This window comes from Leisingera sp. SA32, assembly GCF_056033425.1.
Map to the genome: position 1 here is coordinate 294,258 of NZ_JBVYHB010000001.1, position 18,711 is coordinate 312,968.

Here is an 18,711-nt window from a genome sequence, read left to right on the forward strand (position 1 = left end):
GCCCGGCGTCAGCCCAGACCCGCGCGCAGGCAGTCATGGATGTGCAGCAGCCCCTCTGGGCGCTGGCCGGTTTCGGCGTCGGTGACGAACAGGCAGGTGATCTTGCGCTGGTTCATCTGATTCACGGCTTCCTCGGCCATGGCACCGGGGGCGATGGTGGCAGGTGCCGCTGTCATCACCTCGGCGGCGGTCTTGTCCAGCAGCCCCTCCATATGGCGCCGCAGGTCGCCGTCAGTGATGATACCTGCAAGGGAGCCATCGGCTGCGGCAACGCCAGCCACGCCAAAGCCCTTCTGGCTGATCTCGATCAGCACATCGGCCATCGGCGCATCGCCCTGGACCAGCGGCAGCGCATCACCAGCGTGCATCAGGTCGCGCACCTGGCTGAGCTGTGCGCCCAGCTTGCCCCCGGGGTGGAAGTCGCGGAAGTTCTCGGGGCGGAAATCACGGTGCTTCATCAGCGCAATCGCCAGCGCATCCCCCATCGCCAGCGTCAGCGTGGTGGAGATCGACGGCACCATGCCAAAGCCGCAGGCCTCGCCCAGTGAGGGGATCTGCAGATGCACATCGGCCTGTTTCATCAGGGTGCTGTCCATCTTGCTGGACAGCCCGATCAGCGGAATCCCGAAGCGACGGGTGAACGCCACCAGATTCGCCAGCTCCGGCGCCTCGCCCGAGTTGGAGATCGCCAGCACCACGTCACCCTGCGACAGCATGCCAAGATCGCCATGGCTGGCTTCGGCCGGGTGCACAAAATAGGCGGGCGTCCCGGTAGAGGCCAGGGTCGCCGCGATCTTGTGACCGATATGGCCCGATTTGCCGATGCCGCTGATGATGATGCGTCCCTTGGCCGCGAGAATCATCTGCACCGCTTCGGCGAACCGGTCATCCAGACTGTCGGCCAGGGCTTCGAGCGCCTGGGCTTCGTCGACGATCACCTGTCGGGCGGTGACCAGGAATTTTTCTGTATCGGTCATGAGTGGGCAAAAATGTCGATTTCGGGCCAGCCAGCCAGATCCAGCTTGGCGCGCATGGGAAGAAAGTCGAAACAGGCCTGGGCCATCTCGGTGCGACCTTCGCGGGCCAGCCGTTTGTCCAGCGCGTTGCGCAGTCGATGCAGATGCAGCACGTCGGAGGCGGCGTAGTCCAGCTGCGCCTCGCTCAGCTCTGCGGCGCCCCAGTCGCTCATCTGTTGCTGTTTCGAGATGTCGATGCCCAGCAATTCCTGGGTTAGGTTCTTCAACCCGTGGCGGTCGGTATAGGTGCGTACCAGTCGGCTGGCGATCTTGGTGCAATAGACCGGCGCTGTCAGCGCGCCAAAGGCGTGGTACAAGGCGGCAATGTCAAAACGGCCAAAGTGGAACAGTTTCAGCACCTTGGGGTTTTCGAGCATGCGGCAGAGGTTCGGCGCCTCGGTCTGGCCCTTGGCGACCTGCACGATATGGGCGTCACCGTCGCCGCCGGACATCTGGATCACGCACAGCCGGTCGCGATGCGGGTTCAGCCCCATGGTTTCGCAGTCGATGGCGACAACGGGACCGAGGTCCAGCCCGTCGGGCAGGTCGTTCTTGTACAGGTGGTTGGCCACTGGAATTCCCTTTTGATGATCACCGCGGCGGCAGCGTCGCATGGCAGCATTGCAGTGGAAATAGGCACTTTGGCGGCCAAACTCAACTGGGCTGAGGTTGGCAGGTTTACACATGCCTAATACCGCCGCCGCCTGGCAGGGTGATCCGGGAGTAATTTCGGGGAAATGGTGCCCAGGAGAGGACTCGAACCTCCACGTCCATACGGACACTAGCACCTGAAGCTAGCGCGTCTACCAATTCCGCCACCTGGGCAGGTGTCGTGACGGCGCGTATAAGGCGCAATGCCGGGGGCGTCAAACGGAAAACGGGCGATGGTGCGGGTAAGGGCTGTCTTAACCAATGGCGGCGTTTTCCAGGTGGAGCTTAACGGCTTTTGCAGGATCAGGCGGTGATTGTCGCGCCAGTCCAGGGAATTGCGCCTTGTTCGGCGTGGCCTGCGGCGCTAGAGCATATAGGCAGCTAAGTTCAGGAGCCAAAAGATGTCCAAACTGGTCACGATTTATGGCGGATCCGGCTTTGTCGGCCGGTACATTGCGCGGCGCATGGCCAAGGCAGGCTGGCGGGTGCGGGTTGCCGTCCGCCGCCCCAACGAAGCCATGCACGTAAAACCCTACGGCGTGCCTGGCCAGGTGGAACCGGTGTTCTGCAATGTGCGCGACGACATGTCCGTGGCCGCGGTGATGCAGGGGGCGGATGCGGTGGTGAACTGCGTGGGCGTGCTGAACCAGCTGGGCAAGAACACCTTTGGCGCCGTCCATGCCGAGGGCGCGGGCCGCGTCGCACGGATCGCGGCGCAGGAAGGCGTGACCAGTTTGGTGCAGATCTCCGCGATCGGTGCCGATGCCGAAGGGGGCAGCGCGTATGCCCGCACCAAGGCCGCGGGCGAGACTGCGGTGCTGGCGCATTTCCCAGGCGCGGTGATCCTGCGCCCGTCGGTGATCTTCGGACCGGAGGACGACTTCTTCAACCGGTTTGCCGGCATGACCCGGTTGTCGCCGATTCTGCCGATCGCGGCGGGCGACACCCGGTTTCAGCCGGTGTATGTGGACGATGTGGCCAAGGCTGCGGTCAAGGCTGTGGAGGGCGCGGCAGAACCCGGCATCTATGAGTTGGGCGGGCCGGAGGTGAAGACCTTCCGCGCGCTGATGGCGCAGATGCTGGAGGTGATCCACCGCCGCCGCCTGATCGTGTCGCTGCCGGGGGTGGTGGCGAGTCTGGTTGCGCTGGGCTTTGACATGCTGCAGTCGGCCAGCTTTCAGCTGATCGAGAACAAGATGCTGACCCGCGACCAGCTGAAAAGCCTGAAATCCGACAACGTGGTGGCGGGTGGCGCCAAGGGCTTTGAGGATCTGGGCATCAGCCCGGTTGCCTTGGGCGCGGTGCTGCCGGATTACCTGTGGAAGTTCCGCCCGTCGGGCCAGTATGACGAGATGACCAGCTCGGCGCGGAACCTTCACAAGAACGGCACCTGACAGGCCGGACGTTCGGAGTGATTGCAAAAGCGCGGGCTGAGGTCCGCGCTTTTTCGTTGTGGTTCAGTTGCCGTAGGCGATGGCCAGCAGGATCAGACCCAGGATCACCCGATAAATCACATAAGGGGTGAAACTGACCGAGCGCAGCAGCCGCATCATCAGGCTGAGCGCCGCCAGCGCCGAGACCAACGCCAGCGCCGCAGCAATGCTTGCATCGCGCAACAGGGCGGTGTCGGCCTCCAGCGCCACCTCGGTGCCCAGCAGGATGCCAGAGGCGAGGATGGTCGGGATCGACATCAGCATGGCGATGCGGGCGCCCTCCTCGCGGGTATAACCCAGCTGCCGCGCGCCGGTGATGGTGATGCCCGAGCGCGAGGTGCCGGGGATCAGCGCCAGCATCTGCCACAGCCCCATCACCAGCGCGTCGCGCAGGCCCCAGTCGCAGGCCTGTTTCACCTTGGCCCCTTTCTGGTCGGCCCAGTACAGCAGCAGGCCAAAGCCCAGCATGGTCCAGCCGATCACGGTGATTGAGCGCAAGCCGTCGCTGAGCCCGCTGAAATGCAGCGCTGCTCCCAACAGCACGGTGGGGATGGTGGCGACGATCAACCCCATCGCCAGCTGGGCGCCGGGTGTGTCCAGCTGCCCGGTCAGGGCGCGGGGCAGGCCGACCAGACCCATGCTGACGTCGCGCCGGAAATAGATTAGTACCGCCGCCAGCGTGCCCACATGCACGGCAACGTCGATCACCTGGCCCTGGTCTTGCAGGCCGGTCAGGCCGGGCAGCAGAATCAGGTGCCCGGAGGAGGAAACCGGTAGGAACTCGGTGATTCCCTGGATCAATGCCACCAGGACCAGTTGAAAAATTGGCATTCTGAACGTGTCCCTTACCGGCCGCACCCCGGCCATAACCTGTCGGGATCCTGTATAAATCCCGGACCTGATTATGAAAGTCCTGATAAAAGACCGCATCGGACCTAAAATTACTGTACATTTCCGTGGAACAGGGTATCAGGGGGCAAGAGCTGATAAAATAGGTCAGCATAGTTGACATAACGCGTGCCAGTACCTGCTAAGGTGCCCGCGCAGCCAGACAAACGATGGAGTCCAGCCCGTGGCCAAGCAACCGATGCTGAAATTTGTGCAGATCGAACGCGACATGCCTCAGAAGCGTGACGCGCGCGAACGCAAGGAAGACTTCAACGAGATCTACGCGGAATACGCCGCCGCCAAGGCGGAGGAGCAGGCCAGCCGGTGCAGCCAGTGTGGTGTGCCCTATTGCCAAAGCCACTGCCCGCTGCACAACAACATCCCCGACTGGTTGCGGCTGACTGCCACCGGGCGTCTGGAAGAGGCCTATGAGGTCAGCCAGGCCACCAACACCTTCCCGGAAATCTGCGGTCGCATCTGCCCGCAGGACCGTCTGTGCGAAGGCAACTGCGTGATCGAACAGTCGGGCCATGGCACCGTAACCATCGGCTCTGTCGAGAAATACATCACCGACACCGCCTGGAACAAAGGCTGGGTCAAGCCCGCCGCGCCGCTGGCCGAGCGCAGCGAGAGCGTCGGCATCATCGGCGGTGGCCCCGGCGGGCTGGCGGCGGCGGACATGCTGCGCCAGGCGGGCGTGCAGGTCACCGTCTATGACCGGTATGACCGCGCGGGCGGGCTGCTGATGTACGGCATTCCCAGCTTCAAGCTGGAGAAGGACGTGGTCGAGCGCCGCAACAAGCTGCTGGCGGACGGCGGCGTGACGTTCAAGCTGAACTGCAATGTCGGCGAGGACATCTCGTTTGAGAACATCCGCGCCAAGCATGATGCGGTCATTATTGCGACCGGGGTCTATAAATCGCGCGATCTGTCGATGCCCGGCAGCGGTGCCGAGGGCATCGTCAAGGCGATCGACTTCCTGTGTGCGTCGAACAAGAAGAGCTTTGGCGACGAGGTCGAAGCCTTTGACAACGGCGATCTGAACGCCGCGGGCAAGAAGGTCGTGGTGATCGGCGGCGGTGACACCGCAATGGACTGCGTGCGCACCTCGATCCGTCAGGGTGCGACCAGCGTCAAATGCCTGTACCGCCGTGACCGGGCCAACATGCCCGGTTCGCAGCGTGAAACACAGAACGCCGAGGAAGAAGGCGTGGTCTTCGAATGGCTGTCCGCGCCCAAGGGCTTCACCGACGAGGGCGGCAAGGTGGCCGGCGTGATGGTCCAGAAGATGCGCTTGGGCCAGCCTGATGCCTCGGGCCGTCAGGCACCGGAGGTGATCGATGGCGCGGATTATGTCGAGGAGGCCGATCTGGTCATCAAGGCGCTGGGCTTTGAACCGGAAGACCTGCCCACCCTGTGGGGGCAGTCGGAACTGCCGGTGACCCGCTGGGGCACCATCAAGGCGCAATTCAAGACCGGCGCAACCGAGCTGGAGGGCGTTTACGCCGTTGGCGACATCGTGCGCGGTGCCTCTTTGGTGGTCTGGGCGATCAAGGACGGCCGCGACTGTGCCGAGGCGATCCTGGAGCGCTTCAACAGCAAGGCCGCGGTCGCAGCCGAATAAGACGGGCAGCAGCAAAGGTCAGCGTTTCTGACCCAGCCAGCGAAAGGACACGGAGATGAGCGAATTGCGGGGACAATGCATGTGCGGCGCGGTGACCGTCACCGCCACCCCGGCGCGCGACGCCGTGGCCGCCTGCCATTGCCAGATGTGCCAGCGCTGGGCCAGCGGTCCGTTCCTGAGCTTTCAGGCGGCGCCGGGCTATGCGGCGCTGGGCCCGGTGCAGACCTATCATTCCTCGGGCTGGGCCGAGCGGGCGTTCTGCGGCAAATGCGGCTCGGCGCTGTGGTACCGCATGACCTCGGGAAAACATCAGGGCCAGACGCAGATCTCGGCTGGCCTGTTTGACAACGCAGGCGGCAGCGAGCTGCGCCTGGAACTTTATATCGACAAGAAGCCAGCGGGCTATGCGTTTGATGCCAGCAGCCGGAAACTGACCGGTGCTGACGTGATCGACATGTTTGCCCCGTGCCAAGAAGGAAACAGCCAATGACCAAATATGATGCAGATTGGGTGCGCGCCGAAGAAGCCAAGCGCAAATGGCTGGCGGAGAACGGCCTGTATTCCGAGGAGGAGGAGCATTCTTCCTGCGGCGTGGGGCTGGTGGTTTCCGTTGACGGCAAGAAAAGCCGCAAGGTGGTCGAGGCTGGCATCGACGCACTGAAAGCGATCTGGCACCGCGGCGCAGTGGACGCCGACGGGATGACCGGCGATGGTGCCGGCATTCACGTGCAGATCCCGGTGCCGTTCTTTCACGACCAGATCCGCCGCACTGGCCATGAGCCGCATGAAGATGAGCTGATGGCCGTGGGCCAGGTATTCCTGCCGCGCACCGATTTCGGCGCGCAGGAGAAGTGCCGGACCATCGTCGAGACCGAGATCCTGCGCATGGGCTACTTCATCTATGGCTGGCGCCATGTGCCGGTAGATGTGTCCTGCCTGGGCGAAAAGGCCAACGCCACGCGCCCAGAGATCGAGCAGATTCTGATCTCCAACTCCAAGGGGGTGGATGAGGAAACCTTCGAGCGCGAACTGTACGTGATCCGTCGCCGCATCGAGAAGGCTGCGGCCGCTGCGGGCATCAACGGGCTGTACCTTGCGTCGCTGTCGTGCCGGTCGATCATCTACAAGGGGATGATGCTGGCCGAGCAGGTGGCGGTGTTCTACCCCGACCTGATGGATGAGCGTTTCGAGAGCGCATTCGCGATCTATCACCAGCGGTATTCCACCAATACCTTCCCGCAGTGGTGGTTGGCGCAGCCGTTCCGCATGCTGGCCCACAACGGCGAGATCAACACGCTGAAGGGCAATGTGAACTGGATGAAGAGCCATGAAATCCGCATGGCCTCGTCGACCTTTGGCGACTTTGCCGAAGACATCAAGCCGATCATCGCCAGCGGTGCATCGGACTCGGCGGCGCTGGACGGCGTGTTCGAGGTGCTGGTGCGCGCGGGCCGGTCCGCGCCGATGGCCAAGACCATGCTGGTGCCCGAAAGCTGGTCCAAGCAGGCGGTGGAGCTGCCGCAGGCCTGGCGTGACATGTACTCCTACTGCAATTCGGTGATGGAGCCCTGGGACGGCCCCGCCGCGCTGGCGATGACCGACGGCCGTTGGGTATGTGCCGGGCTTGACCGCAACGGCCTGCGCCCGATGCGCTATGTGGTCACTGGCGACGGGCTGGTGATTGCCGGCTCTGAGGCGGGCATGGTGCCGATCGACGAGGCACGCGTGGTTGAAAAGGGCGCGCTGGGACCGGGCCAGATGCTGGCTGTCGATATGGCCAAGGGCAAGCTGTACCACGACACCGACATCAAGGACAAATTGTCCCGGGCGCTGCCTTTCGGCGACTGGGTCAGCAAAATCAGCGATCTGGACAGCACCCTGGCCGGTGTCACCGAACAGCCTCTGTTCTCCGGCGAGGAGCTGCGTCGCCGCCAGGTCGCGGCCGGCTATTCCATCGAGGAGCTGGAGCAGATCCTGGCGCCGATGGCCGAGGACGGCAAGGAGGCGCTGGCCTCCATGGGCGATGACACCCCGTCTGCGGTGTTGTCGAAAATGTACCGCCCACTGAGCCATTTCTTCCGCCAGAACTTCAGCCAGGTGACCAACCCGCCGATCGACTCTTTGCGCGAATTCCGGGTGATGTCGCTGAAGACGCGCTTTGGCAACCTGAAGAACGTGCTGGACGAGGACAGCTCTCAGACCGAGATCATCGTGCTGGAAAGCCCCTTCGTGGGCAACGCCCAGTGGGACACGCTGGTTGAGCATTTCAACGCGCCGATGGCCGAGATCGACTGTACCTTTGAACCCGGTCGCGGCGCGCTGAGCGCGGCGCTGGCGCGGATCCGCAGCGAGGCTGAGGACGCTGTGCGTTCGGGCGCGGGGCACATCGTGCTGACCGACCAGTATTCGGACGCCAGCAAGGTGGCGATGCCGATGATCCTGGCGACCTCCGCCGTGCATTCGCATCTGACCCGCGAAGGTCTGCGCACCTTCTGCTCGCTGAATGTGCGCTCGGCGGAGTGCATCGATCCGCATTACTTTGCGGTGCTGATTGGCTGTGGTGCTACCGTGGTGAACGCCTATCTGGCCGAGGATTCGCTGGCCGACCGGATCGACCGCGGGTTGCTGGACGGCAGCCTGACCGAAAACGTCGCCCGCTACCGCGAGGCGATCGACCAGGGCCTGCTGAAGATCATGGCCAAGATGGGCATCTCGGTGGTGTCGTCCTACCGTGGTGGTCTGAACTTTGAGGCGGTGGGTCTGTCCCGCGCCATGTGCGCCGAGTATTTCCCCGGCATGACCAGCCGCATCTCCGGTATCGGTGTGACCGGTATCCAGACCAAGGCGGAAGAAATCCACGCCAAGGCATGGAAGGCGCCGGAGGGCATCCTGCCCATCGGTGGTTTCTACAAGGCGCGCAAATCGGGCGAGACCCACGCCTGGGAAGCCAGCTCGATGCACATGATGCAGATGGCCTGCAACCGTGCCTCGTTTGAGATGTGGAAGCAGTATTCCGCGAAGATGCAGTCGAACCCGCCGATCCACCTGCGTGATCTGTTGCAGATCAAGCCGCTGGGCAAGCCGGTGCCGATTGAGGAAGTGGAGAGCATCACCTCGATCCGCAAGCGGTTCGTGACGCCGGGCATGTCCCTAGGCGCGCTGAGCCCTGAGGCCCACAAAACGCTGAACGTGGCGATGAACCGGATCGGTGCCAAGTCGGATTCGGGCGAGGGCGGCGAGGATCCGGCCCATTTCGTGCCGGAGCCGAACGGCGACAACCCGTCTGCCAAGATCAAGCAGGTGGCCTCGGGCCGGTTTGGCGTGACTGCTGAATACCTGAACCAGTGCGAAGAGCTGGAGATCAAGGTGGCGCAGGGGGCCAAGCCCGGTGAGGGTGGCCAGCTGCCGGGCATGAAGGTCACCGACCTGATTGCGCGCCTACGCCATTCGACCAAGGGGGTGACGCTGATTTCGCCGCCGCCGCACCACGACATCTACTCGATCGAGGATCTGGCGCAGCTGATCTATGACCTGAAGCAAATCAACCCGCGCTGCAAGGTGACGGTGAAGCTGGTGGCATCGTCCGGTGTTGGCACCATTGCCGCGGGCGTGGCCAAGGCCAAGGCCGACATCATCCTGATCTCGGGCCACAACGGTGGCACCGGGGCCTCGCCTGCGACCTCGATCAAATACTGCGGGTTGCCGTGGGAGATGGGCCTGACAGAGGCGCATCAGGTGCTGGCGATGAACAACCTGCGCAGCCGGGTGACGCTGCGCACCGACGGTGGTCTGCGCACCGGGCGTGACATCGTCATGGCGGCGATGATGGGCGCCGAGGAATACGGCATCGGCACCGCCGCACTGATCGCCATGGGCTGCATCATGGTGCGCCAGTGCCAGTCCAACACCTGCCCGGTTGGCGTTTGTACCCAGGATGAAGAGCTGCGCGGCAAGTTCACCGGCAACGCGGACAAGGTGGTGAACCTGATCACTTTCTATGCGCAGGAAGTGCGGGAGATCCTTGCCTCCATCGGGGCGCGGTCGTTGGATGATGTGATTGGCCGGGCTGATCTGCTGGCCCAGGTGTCCCGCGGCTCGGCGCATCTGGATGATCTGGACCTAAACCCGCTGCTGATCACCGTCGATGGCTCTGCCAATATCGTCTACAACCGTGACAAGGAGCGCAACGCGGTGCCCGACACGCTGGATGCGGAGATCGTGCGCGATGCGGCGCGGTTCCTGCAGGACGGTGAAAAGATGCAGCTGTCCTATGCGGTGCAAAACACCCACCGCAGCGTCGGCACCCGCACCTCCAGCCACATCGTGCGCAACTTTGGCATGCGCAATTCGTTCCAGTCCGATCACCTGACGGTGAAGCTGCAAGGCTCTGCCGGCCAGGCGCTGGGTGCCTTTGCGGCGCCGGGGCTGAAACTGGAGGTCTCGGGCGATGCCAACGACTATGTCGGTAAGGGACTGTCGGGCGGCACGATTGTCGTGCGCCCACCGCAGGTGAGCCCGCTGAAGGCAAGCGAGAACACCATCATCGGCAACACCGTGCTTTATGGTGCGACCGATGGCTACCTGTTTGCAGCGGGTCGCGCGGGCGAGCGCTTTGCGGTGCGCAACTCGGGCGCGAAAGTGGTGATCGAGGGTTGCGGCTCCAACGGCTGTGAATACATGACCGGCGGTGTTGCGGTGATCCTGGGCACGATTGGCGCCAACTTTGGTGCCGGGATGACCGGCGGCATGGCGTATCTGTATGACCCTGACGGCAAGGCCGAGACCTTGATGAACATGGAATCGCTGGTGACCTGCCCGGTCACGGTGGCTCATTGGGAAAGCCAGCTGAAGGGTCTGATTGCCCGCCACCTGGATGAAACCGGCAGCCGCAAGGCGGCAGAGATCCTGCAACATTGGGATACCGAGAGAGCCCATTTCGTGCAGGTCTGCCCCAAGGAGATGCTGAACAAGCTGCCGCATCCGGTGATGCAGCAGCAGGCTGCTGTGCCGGCCGAATAGGCCCACAACAGAGACTGAGCACGCAAACCCCCGCAGGCAAATGCTTGCGGGGGTTTCTTTTCGTGGTTGGTTCGCAGGGGCAGGCTGTCCTATAGAGAAGCATGGCAAAGGCAGTGGCAAAAAAGAAAAAACCGAAGAGCAGCAAGAAAGCGGCAAAGGGGAAGATACAGCCTCTGCGGCGGCTGCGGCGTTGGCTGTTGCGGGCGCTGCTGGGCGTGGCGGCCGTCTTTCTGGCGCTGATCCTGCTGTTTTCGGTGGTCAACCCGCCGATCACCCATACCATCTGGGCCGAGCAGCGCCGTCTGGGCGAGGTCGACCGCATGTGGGTGCCGCTGGATGAGATGGCGCCGGTGCTGGCGCGCTCTGTTGTGGCGGCGGAGGATGCGCAGTTCTGCCGTCACTGGGGGTTTGACGCCCGTGCCATCCAGGCCGCGATCGAGGCGGGCGGCAGCCGTGGCGGCTCGACCATTTCGCAGCAGGTGGTGAAGAATGTCTTCCTGTGGCAGGGCCGCAGCTGGCCGCGCAAGGTGCTGGAGACGCTGCTGACCCCGGTGGTGGAGATCGCCTGGAGCAAGCGTCGCATTCTGGAGGTCTATCTCAACGTGGCGGAGATGGACGAAGGTGTCTTTGGCGCCGAAGCGGCGGCGCGGCGCTATTTCGGGGTTGGCCCCGAGGCGCTGAACCCGCGCCAGGCCGCGTTAATCGCGGCGGTGCTGCCCAATCCGAAGGAGCGCTCTGCCCGCCAGCCCAGCAGTTTCGTGCAGCGTCGCGCGCGGCAGATTGCGGATGGGGCAGCCACCATCCGCGCAGACGGGCGTGCGGCCTGTTTCGAGGATTGAATCTTTGCGCCCGCCGGGGCATTGCTGGGGGATCTGCTGAAACCTATCGGAGATCACCCTGAGCCATGGCGCGTTTGTATCACGTTCCCCTGTCCCCCTTCTGTCGCAAGGTGCGGCTGTCGCTGGCGGAGAAAAAGATCGAGGTGGAGCTGGTCGAGGAACGCTATTGGGAGCAGGACGCGGATTTCCTGCGCCGCAACCCGGCCGCCAAGATCCCGGTGATCCGGCTGGACGGCAAGATGATGGCCGAAAGTGCCGCGATCTGCGAATACCTGGAGGAAACCCGCCCCGAGCCGCGGCTGATGCCGCAGGATCCCGAGGCGCGTTATGAGGTGCGGCGGCTGGTCAGCTGGTTTGACGACAAGTTCCACCACGAGGTGACCGCGAACCTTCTGTATGAGCGGGTCAACAAGAAGATCACCGGCGAGGGCTACCCGGACAGCCGCAACGTCAAGGCCGGCGCCAAGGCGATCAAGTACCATCTGGATTACATGGCCTGGCTGCTGGATCATCGACGCTGGCTGGCAGGGGACATGATGACGCTGGCGGATTTTGCCGCTGCCGCGCATCTGTCCTCGCTGGATTACATCTCGGACGTGGATTGGAACCGCTCGGCCGCGGTCAAGGATTGGTACGCCAAGATCAAGTCGCGGCCCGCGTTCCGCTCTATCCTGGCCGACCAGGTGCCGGGGTTCCGGCCGCCGCCGCATTACACCGATCTGGATTTCTGATAGACCGGGGCAGGGGCGCTGCCCCTCTTGGGCCTGCGGCCCAATTTACCCCGGAGTATTTTTGGAAAGATGAAAGACGCGTCGGACATCAAGGAGCGGTTGGTGGCGCAGGCGCTGGCCGAGGGCTTTGTCTCCTGCCGGATCTGCCGACCCTGGGACGTGCCGGAGGTGCCCGCGCGGTTGCAGGCGTTTCTGGAGGCGGGCTATCATGGGCAGATGGGCTGGATGGCGGAGCGCGCACATTGGCGGGGCGATCCGGCCAAGCTCTGGCCCGAGGCGCGCTCGGTCATCATGCTGGCCGAGAGCTACACCCCGGACGAAGACCCGATGGCCGTTGTGGGACAGGCCGACCGCGGCGCGGTCTCGGTTTATGCGCGGGGCAAGGATTATCACGATCTGGTCAAGAAGCGGCTGAAACGGCTGGCACGCTGGCTGATTGCCGAGGCGGGTGCAGAGACTGCGGTGAAGGTCTTTGTCGACACGGCGCCGGTGCCGGAGAAGGCGCTGGGCCAAGCCGCAGGGCTGGGCTGGCAGGGCAAACACAGCAACCTGCTGAGCCGAGATTGGGGCAACTGGGCCTTTATAGGGTCTGTATTCACCACACTGGAACTGCCCGTGGACAAGCCCGAGGTTGACCACTGCGGGTCCTGCCGGGCCTGTCTGGACAGCTGCCCCACGGATGCGTTTCCGGCGCCCTATCAGGTCGATGCGCGGCGGTGCATTTCCTATCTGACGATCGAGCACAAAGGGCCGGTGGACGAAGAGTTGCGGGCGAAGATGGGCAACCGGATCTATGGCTGCGACGACTGTCTCGCGGCCTGCCCTTGGAACAAGTTCGCGGTGGCGGCCAGCGACATGCGCTATGTTGCGCGCGAGGAATTGAAGGCGCCGAAACTGGCTGAATTGGCGGCGCTGGATGATGCGGCGTTTCGGGCGATGTTCGCGGGCTCGCCGATCAAGCGGATCGGGCGCGACCGGTTTGTGCGCAACGTGCTTTATGCGATCGGCAATTCCGGCAGGGCGGAGCTGCGCGGGGCGGCGCAAGCCTTGGTCGCGGATGAGGACCCGGCGGTGGCAGATGCAGCGGCCTGGGCGTTGGCACGTCTGCCGTGACGCAAACGGGATGGACGCGCCGAAAATAGCCGTTACACCCAATGCAGCAAGGCAAGAGGAGAGGTGCGGGCATGGCGCTGCTGCTGGGGGTTGATACGGGCGGGACCTATACGGATGCGGTGTTGATCCGCGACGAGACGGAGGTGATCGCCAGCGCCAAGTCGCTGACCACGCGCGACGATCTGGCGATCGGCGTCGGCGGCGCGGTGCGGGCGGTGCTGACGCAGTCGGGGGCGGCGCCTGAGACGGTCTCGATGGCGGCGCTGTCGACCACGCTGGCCACCAACGCGCTGGTCGAGGGGCAGGGCGGCCGGGTGGCGCTAGTCTATATCGGGTTTGCGGCAGCGGATCTGGACCGGCACGGGCTGCGGGAGGCGCTGAAGGGCGATCCGGTGGTGGTGCTGGCGGGCGGTCACACCCATGCGGGCAACGAGGCCGCACCTCTGGACACGGCGGCGCTGGCGGCGTTTTTACGGCAAGAGGCGGCGGGGGTGACCGGATTTGCCGTTGCCGGGATCTTTGCCACCCGCAACCCGGCGCATGAGCTGGAAGCGGCGCGGATCATACACGAGATGACTGGCGCGCCGGTGACCTGTTCGCACCAGCTGTCGGCGCGGTTGAACGGGCCGAAACGGGCGGTGACCGCGATGCTGAACGCGCGGCTGATCGGGATGATCGACCGTCTGATCGGCCGGGCGCAGGACATGCTGCGGGAATTGGGGATCGCCGCGCCGATGATGGTGGTGCGCGGCGACGGCGCGCTGATGAGCGCGGAACAGGCGCGGGCGCGGCCGATTGAAACCATCCTGTCGGGGCCTGCCGCCTCGATCGTGGGGGCGCGCTGGCTGACCGGGGCGCAGACGGCGCTGGTCAGCGACATCGGCGGCACCACGACGGATGTGGCGCTGATCCGCGACGGGCGGCCCGCCATTGATCCCGCCGGCGCGCAGGTCGGAGATTTCCGCACCATGGTCGAGGCGGTGGCGATGCGCACCACCGGTCTGGGCGGTGACAGTCAGGTGCATATGACGGCCTCCGGTCTGGCGGGCGGGGTCACGCTGGGACCGCGGCGGCTGGTGCCGGTGGCGCTGATCGCTGCGGAGGCGCCGGAGGTGGTGCATGCGGCGCTGGACAGCCAGCTGCACGCCACCACGGTCGCAGAGCATGACGGGCGGTTCGTGCGGGCGCTGCCGGGCGCGGCGGTCGCGGGTCTGGGCGCGCGCGAGGCGGGTTTGCTGGCGCGGATCGGCAGCGGGGTGCAGCCCTTGGGGCAGGTGCTGCGCACGCGGGTCGACCACGCGGCGCTGACGCGGCTGGTCGATCGCGGGCTGGTGCAGATGGCTGGCGTGACGCCATCGGATGCGAGCCACGTCTTGGGGCGTCTGGACAGTTGGGACCGGAACGCAGCCGAAAAGGCGCTGTCGCTGTTTGCCCGCCGCCGCGCGGGCAATGGCAACAGGCTGGCGCGGGATGCGGTTGAGCTGGCGCAGATGATTGTCGATCAGCTGACGGAACAGACTTCCGTGACACTGTTAGAGTCTGCTTTTGCGGAGGAAACGGAGCGTTTCGGACTGCCGGCTGATCAGCTGGCGCGGCATGTTTTGTTGCAAAAGGGACTGGCTGGACATCGCGGTTTGCTGGCGCTGGACGCGGCGATGAATGTGGATGTGGTGGGTCTCGGGGCTTCGGCGTCCTGCTATTATCCGGCGGTCGGGGAGCGGCTGCGGGCGCGAATGGTGCTGCCTGAGCATGCCGACGTGGCCAATGCCATCGGCGCGGTGGCGGGGCGAGTGGCGATGCGGCGCAGCGGCACGGTGACCGCCCCGGCCGAGGGAAAGTTCCGGGTGCATCTGGACAGCGGCCCGCAGGATTTCCCGGAGCAGGGCGCAGCATTGGCTGCACTGGAGGCGGCGTTGTCGGCAGAAGCACGAAGCGCAGCAGTGGCGGCGGGGGCGGCAGAGATCCAGCTGCATGTGGCGCGCGACATCCGCACTGCGCAGCTGGAGGCGCGAGAGGTCTTTGTCGAGGCCACCCTCACCGTGGAAGCCAGCGGTCGGCCCCGGGTGGCGCGGGGGTAGCGCCGGGGGCGCCGCAGTGACTGTCGGCGGGTTTCTCAGGTAAACCTGCTGCCTCCGTCGGGGACAGTTTGGAAAAGAGGAAGGCTGCGTCTCTTAGACCGGCCGCTGCGCCCAGCCGGGGAAGGCGCTCGCGCGCCAGGACTGGCAAGCCAAGGCTGGCAGACCGGGGCTGGCAGGCCCCGGTTTAGAGCCTATCTTGCAGCAGCGCCGCGTTTGGGCAGTACCCAGTCCGGGCGGGCAAAGTGGCAGGTGTAGCCATGGGGAAGGCGCTGCAGGTAGTCCTGATGTTCCGGTTCCGCCTCCCAGAAATCTCCGACAGGCTCGACCTCGGTGACCACTTTTCCGGGCCAGATGCCCGAGGCATCGACGTCGGCGATGGTGTCCTCGGCCACGGCTTTCTGGGTGTCGTCCACATAGTAGATCGCGGAGCGATAGCTCATCCCGACGTCGTTGCCCTGACGGTTCGTCGTGGTCGGATCGTGGATCTGAAAGAAAAACTCCAACAGCTCCCGATAGGAGGTGACTGCCGGGTCGTAGATGATCTCGATGCCTTCGGCGTGGGTGCCATGGTTCTGGTAGGTGGCATTGGGGACATCGCCGCCGGTATACCCGACGCGGGTGCTGATGACGCCGGGGCGCTTGCGGATCAGCTCCTGCATGCCCCAGAAACAGCCGCCTGCCAGGACGGCGCGTTCGGTGGTGCTCATTTCACGACCTCCACTTGGTTGATATAGGCGCCATAGCCCTCTGCCTCCATTTCGTCCAGCGGCACAAAGCGCAGGGCGGCGGAGTTGATGCAGTAGCGCAAACCCCCCCGGTCCATCGGGCCGTCGGGAAACACATGGCCCAGGTGGCTGTCGCCATGGGTGGAGCGGACCTCGGTGCGGATCATGCCGAGCGTGCGGTCTTCCAGTTCCTGCACGTGGGCCGGTTCGATCGGCTTGGTAAAGCTGGGCCAGCCGCAGCCGGAATCATACTTGTCGGAGGAGGCAAACAGCGGCTCGCCAGAGACGATGTCGACATAAATGCCGGGCGCCTTGTTTGCGAGCAGCTTGCCGGTGCCGGGCCGTTCGGTCCCGGCTTCCTGGGTCACGTGGTATTCTTCCGCGGTGAGGGCGGCGATGGCGTCGGGGTCTTTGTGATATCTGGTCATGGGGTCCTCACGCCGTTGCTTCTGGCAGTGAAAGATGGGGGTTATTGGTGCAATTGCAATGCCGCGTTACACGGGGTTCACGGGGCCGTGCGCCTCGGCCCGTGTTCAGACGGCAAAGGCAGAGGCAAGGTTCTCTGGCAGCTGGAACTCATTCAGCACCCGCGCGCGAGCTTCCGGCGACATCTTGCGCGCGGTTTTCTCGACAATGCGCTGGACCTTCTCTGCGGGGTGCTTGGCGGCGAAGGGCGTGAAGTACCACGTCAGGAAGACGAGACAGATGATGTCCTCCAGCGCCTGCACCTGGGGGTCGCGCTTGATGCCCTCCTTGCGCAGCATCTTGGCGACGGCCTCCTGCGCGTCTGTGTCGTAGCCTGCCCGCTGCATCAGGGCGGTGACAACTTCGGCGTGGTGCTCTGCCTCGGCCTTGCGCCAGGCCAGATAACCGGCCCGGCCTTCGGGATAGGCCTCCCGCGGGAGTTTCCAGCGTTCCACATGCTGGCCGCGAGCCGCGATCTGCAAGGTGTCGGAAGCGTCCGGAAACAGGCGCGCCTGTTCCGCGCTCATCCGTTGGCCGTAGAGCAGCGCGGCAGGTTGACCGTTCTCCAGGGTGGGGTCCTGGGCGTTGGCCGCGTCGATGGCCTCCAGCACCTGGGTCAGTTGTGCGCTCATGCGGTATCCTCCTGTCGGGTTTGGGCGTAGTTTACGTTTTTGAGGTGGCAGGGTGCAACGGGCGAGCGCCGCGGCAGCGGCGCCGGGCCCAAGGGGCACGGGCGGGCGTCAGCCCGATCTTGTCGCGCGGGAGAGTTCGGTTGCGGCGCGGGTGGGCGGCTGCGGCTGGCGGGCCAGTTGCACGGCTAGGATGCCGAGGGTAACAATGGCGACCCCCAGCAGGTCCAGCGGCCCCAGGCTTTCCCCCAGCAGCAGTCCGGCAATGGCCACCCCGAAAACGGGGTTGAGAAAGTGGAATGTAGCCGCGCGGACCGCGCCGATGCGGTTCAGCAGCAGCACCCAGATGAAGGTGGCCATCAACCCCGGTACAACGGTGGTATAGCTGAAGGCCGCCGCCAGGCGCCAGGTCGGGGTGACGAAGATCTCCTCGACCAACGGTGCCGCGACAAACAGAATGGCAGAGCCCACCAGCATCTGCAGCCCCACAACCATCATGAAATTTCCCCCCGAGGTGGCGCCGCGCAGGGCCAGCGTGGCCGTGGTCAGCGCCAGCACGCCGATCACGCAGAGAAGGACACCGGTCAGATCCACCCCGGCGCTGAGCCGGGTGCCCATGATCAGCGCCACACCGGCAACGCCTGCCGCCAGCCCCAGATAGCCCAAGGGGCGCAACCGCTCGCCAAAGAAGGCCCAGCCGGCCAGCGCCACCAGCAGCGGCATGGTGGAGGCGATGATGGCGGCGAGCGAGGCTTCGATCCACTGCATGGCCATGAAGTTGAGCCCGAGATAGAGCGCGTTCTGGCACAGGCCAAAGATCACCGTGGCGCGCCATTGTCCGGGCGTCAGCCGCCAAGTCTGCCCCAGCGCGCGGGCGATGGCCACGCCGATCAGCCCGGAGATCAGAAACCGCACCGCCAAGGAGAACAGCGGCGACGCGTCCTGTACGATGATCCGCGCGGAGGTGAAGGCCGAGGACCACATCAGGGCAAAGACAAGCCCCATGGCAATTGCGCGTGCGTCCATCCAGCTTTTTCCCTGTCACGGCCGGGGGGATCCCGGTGGTCGCGCGGAGCTTCGTCCAAGCGCGCCGCATGTGCAAGGCAGAAGCCGCCGCGGGCTGCGCGACAGTCGGTTGGGGGCAAAAGAAAAGGGCTGCCCGGATGGGCAGCCCTGACACGGGTCGGCGTGCGATCCGGGATCAGCCGTTGACGCTGTCTTTCAGCGCTTTGGCAATGGTCATCTTGACGACCTTGTCGGCTTCCTTGGTGAACTTCTCACCGGTCGCCGGGTTGCGCACTTCGCGCTCAGGGCGTTCGCGGCAGTAGATCTTGCCCACGCCCGGCAGGGTCACGGCGCCGCCGTTCGACACTTCGCGGGTGATCAGCGCGCAGACCGCTTCCAGCGCGGCACCGGCGGTTTTCTTGTCGCTGTCCATTTCCTCGGCCAGAGCGGCAACGAGCTGGGTTTTGGTCATCGGTTTGGACATTCTTCGTCTCC

General features: G+C 64.7%; 16 protein-coding genes and 1 tRNA gene. 8 read left to right on the plus strand and 9 right to left on the minus strand.

Annotated elements, in window-relative coordinates:
• Window positions 1–8 precede the first annotated feature (8 nt).
• The 3 genes from AC0IPL_RS01455 to AC0IPL_RS01465 form a co-directional block, all read right to left on the minus strand.
• Window positions 9–977 carry a KpsF/GutQ family sugar-phosphate isomerase gene (locus AC0IPL_RS01455; RefSeq protein ID WP_474271482.1) on the minus strand — a complete coding sequence of 323 codons (969 nt, stop codon included), beginning with the start codon at window positions 975–977 and terminating at the stop codon, window positions 9–11.
• Window positions 974–1,588, minus strand: coding sequence for a ribonuclease D (locus AC0IPL_RS01460; RefSeq protein ID WP_474271484.1), 615 nt, complete (start codon window positions 1,586–1,588; stop codon window positions 974–976). Before AC0IPL_RS01460 ends, AC0IPL_RS01455 begins: the two co-directional genes overlap by 4 nt.
• A 166-nt stretch (window positions 1,589–1,754) precedes the next feature.
• Window positions 1,755–1,841, minus strand: a tRNA-Leu gene (locus AC0IPL_RS01465).
• A 227-nt stretch (window positions 1,842–2,068) separates the two neighbouring features.
• On the opposite strand from AC0IPL_RS01465, the gene AC0IPL_RS01470 reads away from it, so the two are divergent.
• Complete coding sequence (locus AC0IPL_RS01470) at window positions 2,069–3,061, plus strand: complex I NDUFA9 subunit family protein (protein WP_474271486.1); 993 nt, start codon at window positions 2,069–2,071, stop codon at window positions 3,059–3,061.
• Window positions 3,062–3,124: 63 nt separating this feature from the next.
• Here AC0IPL_RS01470 and AC0IPL_RS01475 read toward each other — a convergent pair whose 3' ends face one another.
• The gene (locus AC0IPL_RS01475; protein WP_474271488.1) at window positions 3,125–3,931 is read right to left on the minus strand and encodes an undecaprenyl-diphosphate phosphatase; all 807 of its coding nucleotides are present in this window, start codon (window positions 3,929–3,931) and stop codon (window positions 3,125–3,127) included.
• A gap of 241 nt (window positions 3,932–4,172) precedes the next feature.
• Between AC0IPL_RS01475 and AC0IPL_RS01480 the strand changes: the two genes are divergently transcribed.
• The 7 genes from AC0IPL_RS01480 (at window position 4,173) to AC0IPL_RS01510 (ending at window position 15,392) form a co-directional block, all read left to right on the plus strand.
• The gene (locus AC0IPL_RS01480) at window positions 4,173–5,612 is read left to right on the plus strand and encodes an NAD(P)-dependent oxidoreductase (RefSeq protein ID WP_474271490.1); all 1,440 of its coding nucleotides are present in this window, start codon (window positions 4,173–4,175) and stop codon (window positions 5,610–5,612) included.
• 55 nt (window positions 5,613–5,667) lie between these two features.
• Window positions 5,668–6,102, plus strand: coding sequence for a GFA family protein (locus tag AC0IPL_RS01485; protein ID WP_474271492.1), 435 nt, complete (start codon window positions 5,668–5,670; stop codon window positions 6,100–6,102).
• Window positions 6,099–10,631 (plus strand): glutamate synthase large subunit, encoded by a 4,533-nt coding sequence (gene gltB / locus AC0IPL_RS01490; protein ID WP_474271494.1) that lies wholly within the window; start codon window positions 6,099–6,101, stop codon window positions 10,629–10,631. Before AC0IPL_RS01485 ends, gltB begins: the two co-directional genes overlap by 4 nt.
• A 101-nt stretch (window positions 10,632–10,732) precedes the next feature.
• A complete protein-coding gene (gene mtgA, locus AC0IPL_RS01495; RefSeq protein ID WP_474271496.1) occupies window positions 10,733–11,470 on the plus strand; it encodes a monofunctional biosynthetic peptidoglycan transglycosylase in 738 nt (245 codons plus the stop codon).
• Between the two features lie 65 nt (window positions 11,471–11,535).
• A complete protein-coding gene (gene fzlA / locus AC0IPL_RS01500) occupies window positions 11,536–12,201 on the plus strand; it encodes an FtsZ-binding protein FzlA (RefSeq protein WP_474271498.1) in 666 nt (221 codons plus the stop codon).
• 69 nt (window positions 12,202–12,270) lie between these two features.
• The gene (queG, locus tag AC0IPL_RS01505) at window positions 12,271–13,314 is read left to right on the plus strand and encodes a tRNA epoxyqueuosine(34) reductase QueG (RefSeq protein WP_474271500.1); all 1,044 of its coding nucleotides are present in this window, start codon (window positions 12,271–12,273) and stop codon (window positions 13,312–13,314) included.
• A 71-nt stretch (window positions 13,315–13,385) separates the two neighbouring features.
• Entirely contained in the window at window positions 13,386–15,392 is a 2,007-nt protein-coding gene (locus AC0IPL_RS01510; RefSeq protein WP_474271502.1) for a hydantoinase/oxoprolinase N-terminal domain-containing protein, read from the plus strand.
• A 191-nt stretch (window positions 15,393–15,583) separates the two neighbouring features.
• Here the strand turns inward: AC0IPL_RS01510 and msrA are convergent, their stop codons facing one another.
• The 5 genes from msrA to AC0IPL_RS01535 all read right to left on the minus strand — a co-directional run bounded on the left by msrA (window position 15,584) and on the right by AC0IPL_RS01535 (window position 18,700).
• Window positions 15,584–16,099 (minus strand): peptide-methionine (S)-S-oxide reductase MsrA, encoded by a 516-nt coding sequence (gene msrA, locus AC0IPL_RS01515; RefSeq protein WP_474271504.1) that lies wholly within the window; start codon window positions 16,097–16,099, stop codon window positions 15,584–15,586.
• Entirely contained in the window at window positions 16,096–16,545 is a 450-nt protein-coding gene (gene msrB, locus AC0IPL_RS01520; protein ID WP_474271506.1) for a peptide-methionine (R)-S-oxide reductase MsrB, read from the minus strand. The genes msrA and msrB overlap by 4 nt, the downstream gene beginning before the upstream one ends.
• Window positions 16,546–16,650: 105 nt before the next feature.
• Window positions 16,651–17,214: a DUF4202 domain-containing protein gene (locus tag AC0IPL_RS01525; RefSeq protein ID WP_474271508.1), complete on the minus strand. Its 564-nt coding sequence runs from the start codon at window positions 17,212–17,214 to the stop codon at window positions 16,651–16,653.
• Window positions 17,215–17,322: 108 nt separating this feature from the next.
• Complete coding sequence (locus AC0IPL_RS01530) at window positions 17,323–18,237, minus strand: DMT family transporter (RefSeq protein ID WP_474271510.1); 915 nt, start codon at window positions 18,235–18,237, stop codon at window positions 17,323–17,325.
• A gap of 175 nt (window positions 18,238–18,412) precedes the next feature.
• Window positions 18,413–18,700 (minus strand): HU family DNA-binding protein, encoded by a 288-nt coding sequence (locus tag AC0IPL_RS01535; RefSeq protein ID WP_222454480.1) that lies wholly within the window; start codon window positions 18,698–18,700, stop codon window positions 18,413–18,415.
• Window positions 18,701–18,711: the final 11 nt, after the last annotated feature.

Coding starts and splice junctions, on each gene's coding strand:
- gltB (WP_474271494.1), top strand. CDS start 6,099: ATGACCAAATATGATGCAGATTGGGTGCGCGCCGAAGAAGCCAAGCGC.
- msrB (WP_474271506.1), bottom strand. CDS start 16,545: ATGACCAGATATCACAAAGACCCCGACGCCATCGCCGCCCTCACCGCG.
- AC0IPL_RS01475 (WP_474271488.1), bottom strand. CDS start 3,931: ATGCCAATTTTTCAACTGGTCCTGGTGGCATTGATCCAGGGAATCACC.
- AC0IPL_RS01470 (WP_474271486.1), top strand. CDS start 2,069: ATGTCCAAACTGGTCACGATTTATGGCGGATCCGGCTTTGTCGGCCGG.
- mtgA (WP_474271496.1), top strand. CDS start 10,733: ATGGCAAAGGCAGTGGCAAAAAAGAAAAAACCGAAGAGCAGCAAGAAA.
- fzlA (WP_474271498.1), top strand. CDS start 11,536: ATGGCGCGTTTGTATCACGTTCCCCTGTCCCCCTTCTGTCGCAAGGTG.
- msrA (WP_474271504.1), bottom strand. CDS start 16,099: ATGAGCACCACCGAACGCGCCGTCCTGGCAGGCGGCTGTTTCTGGGGC.
- AC0IPL_RS01535 (WP_222454480.1), bottom strand. CDS start 18,700: ATGTCCAAACCGATGACCAAAACCCAGCTCGTTGCCGCTCTGGCCGAG.
- queG (WP_474271500.1), top strand. CDS start 12,271: ATGAAAGACGCGTCGGACATCAAGGAGCGGTTGGTGGCGCAGGCGCTG.
- AC0IPL_RS01455 (WP_474271482.1), bottom strand. CDS start 977: ATGACCGATACAGAAAAATTCCTGGTCACCGCCCGACAGGTGATCGTC.
- AC0IPL_RS01485 (WP_474271492.1), top strand. CDS start 5,668: ATGAGCGAATTGCGGGGACAATGCATGTGCGGCGCGGTGACCGTCACC.
- AC0IPL_RS01525 (WP_474271508.1), bottom strand. CDS start 17,214: ATGAGCGCACAACTGACCCAGGTGCTGGAGGCCATCGACGCGGCCAAC.
- AC0IPL_RS01530 (WP_474271510.1), bottom strand. CDS start 18,237: ATGGACGCACGCGCAATTGCCATGGGGCTTGTCTTTGCCCTGATGTGG.
- AC0IPL_RS01510 (WP_474271502.1), top strand. CDS start 13,386: ATGGCGCTGCTGCTGGGGGTTGATACGGGCGGGACCTATACGGATGCG.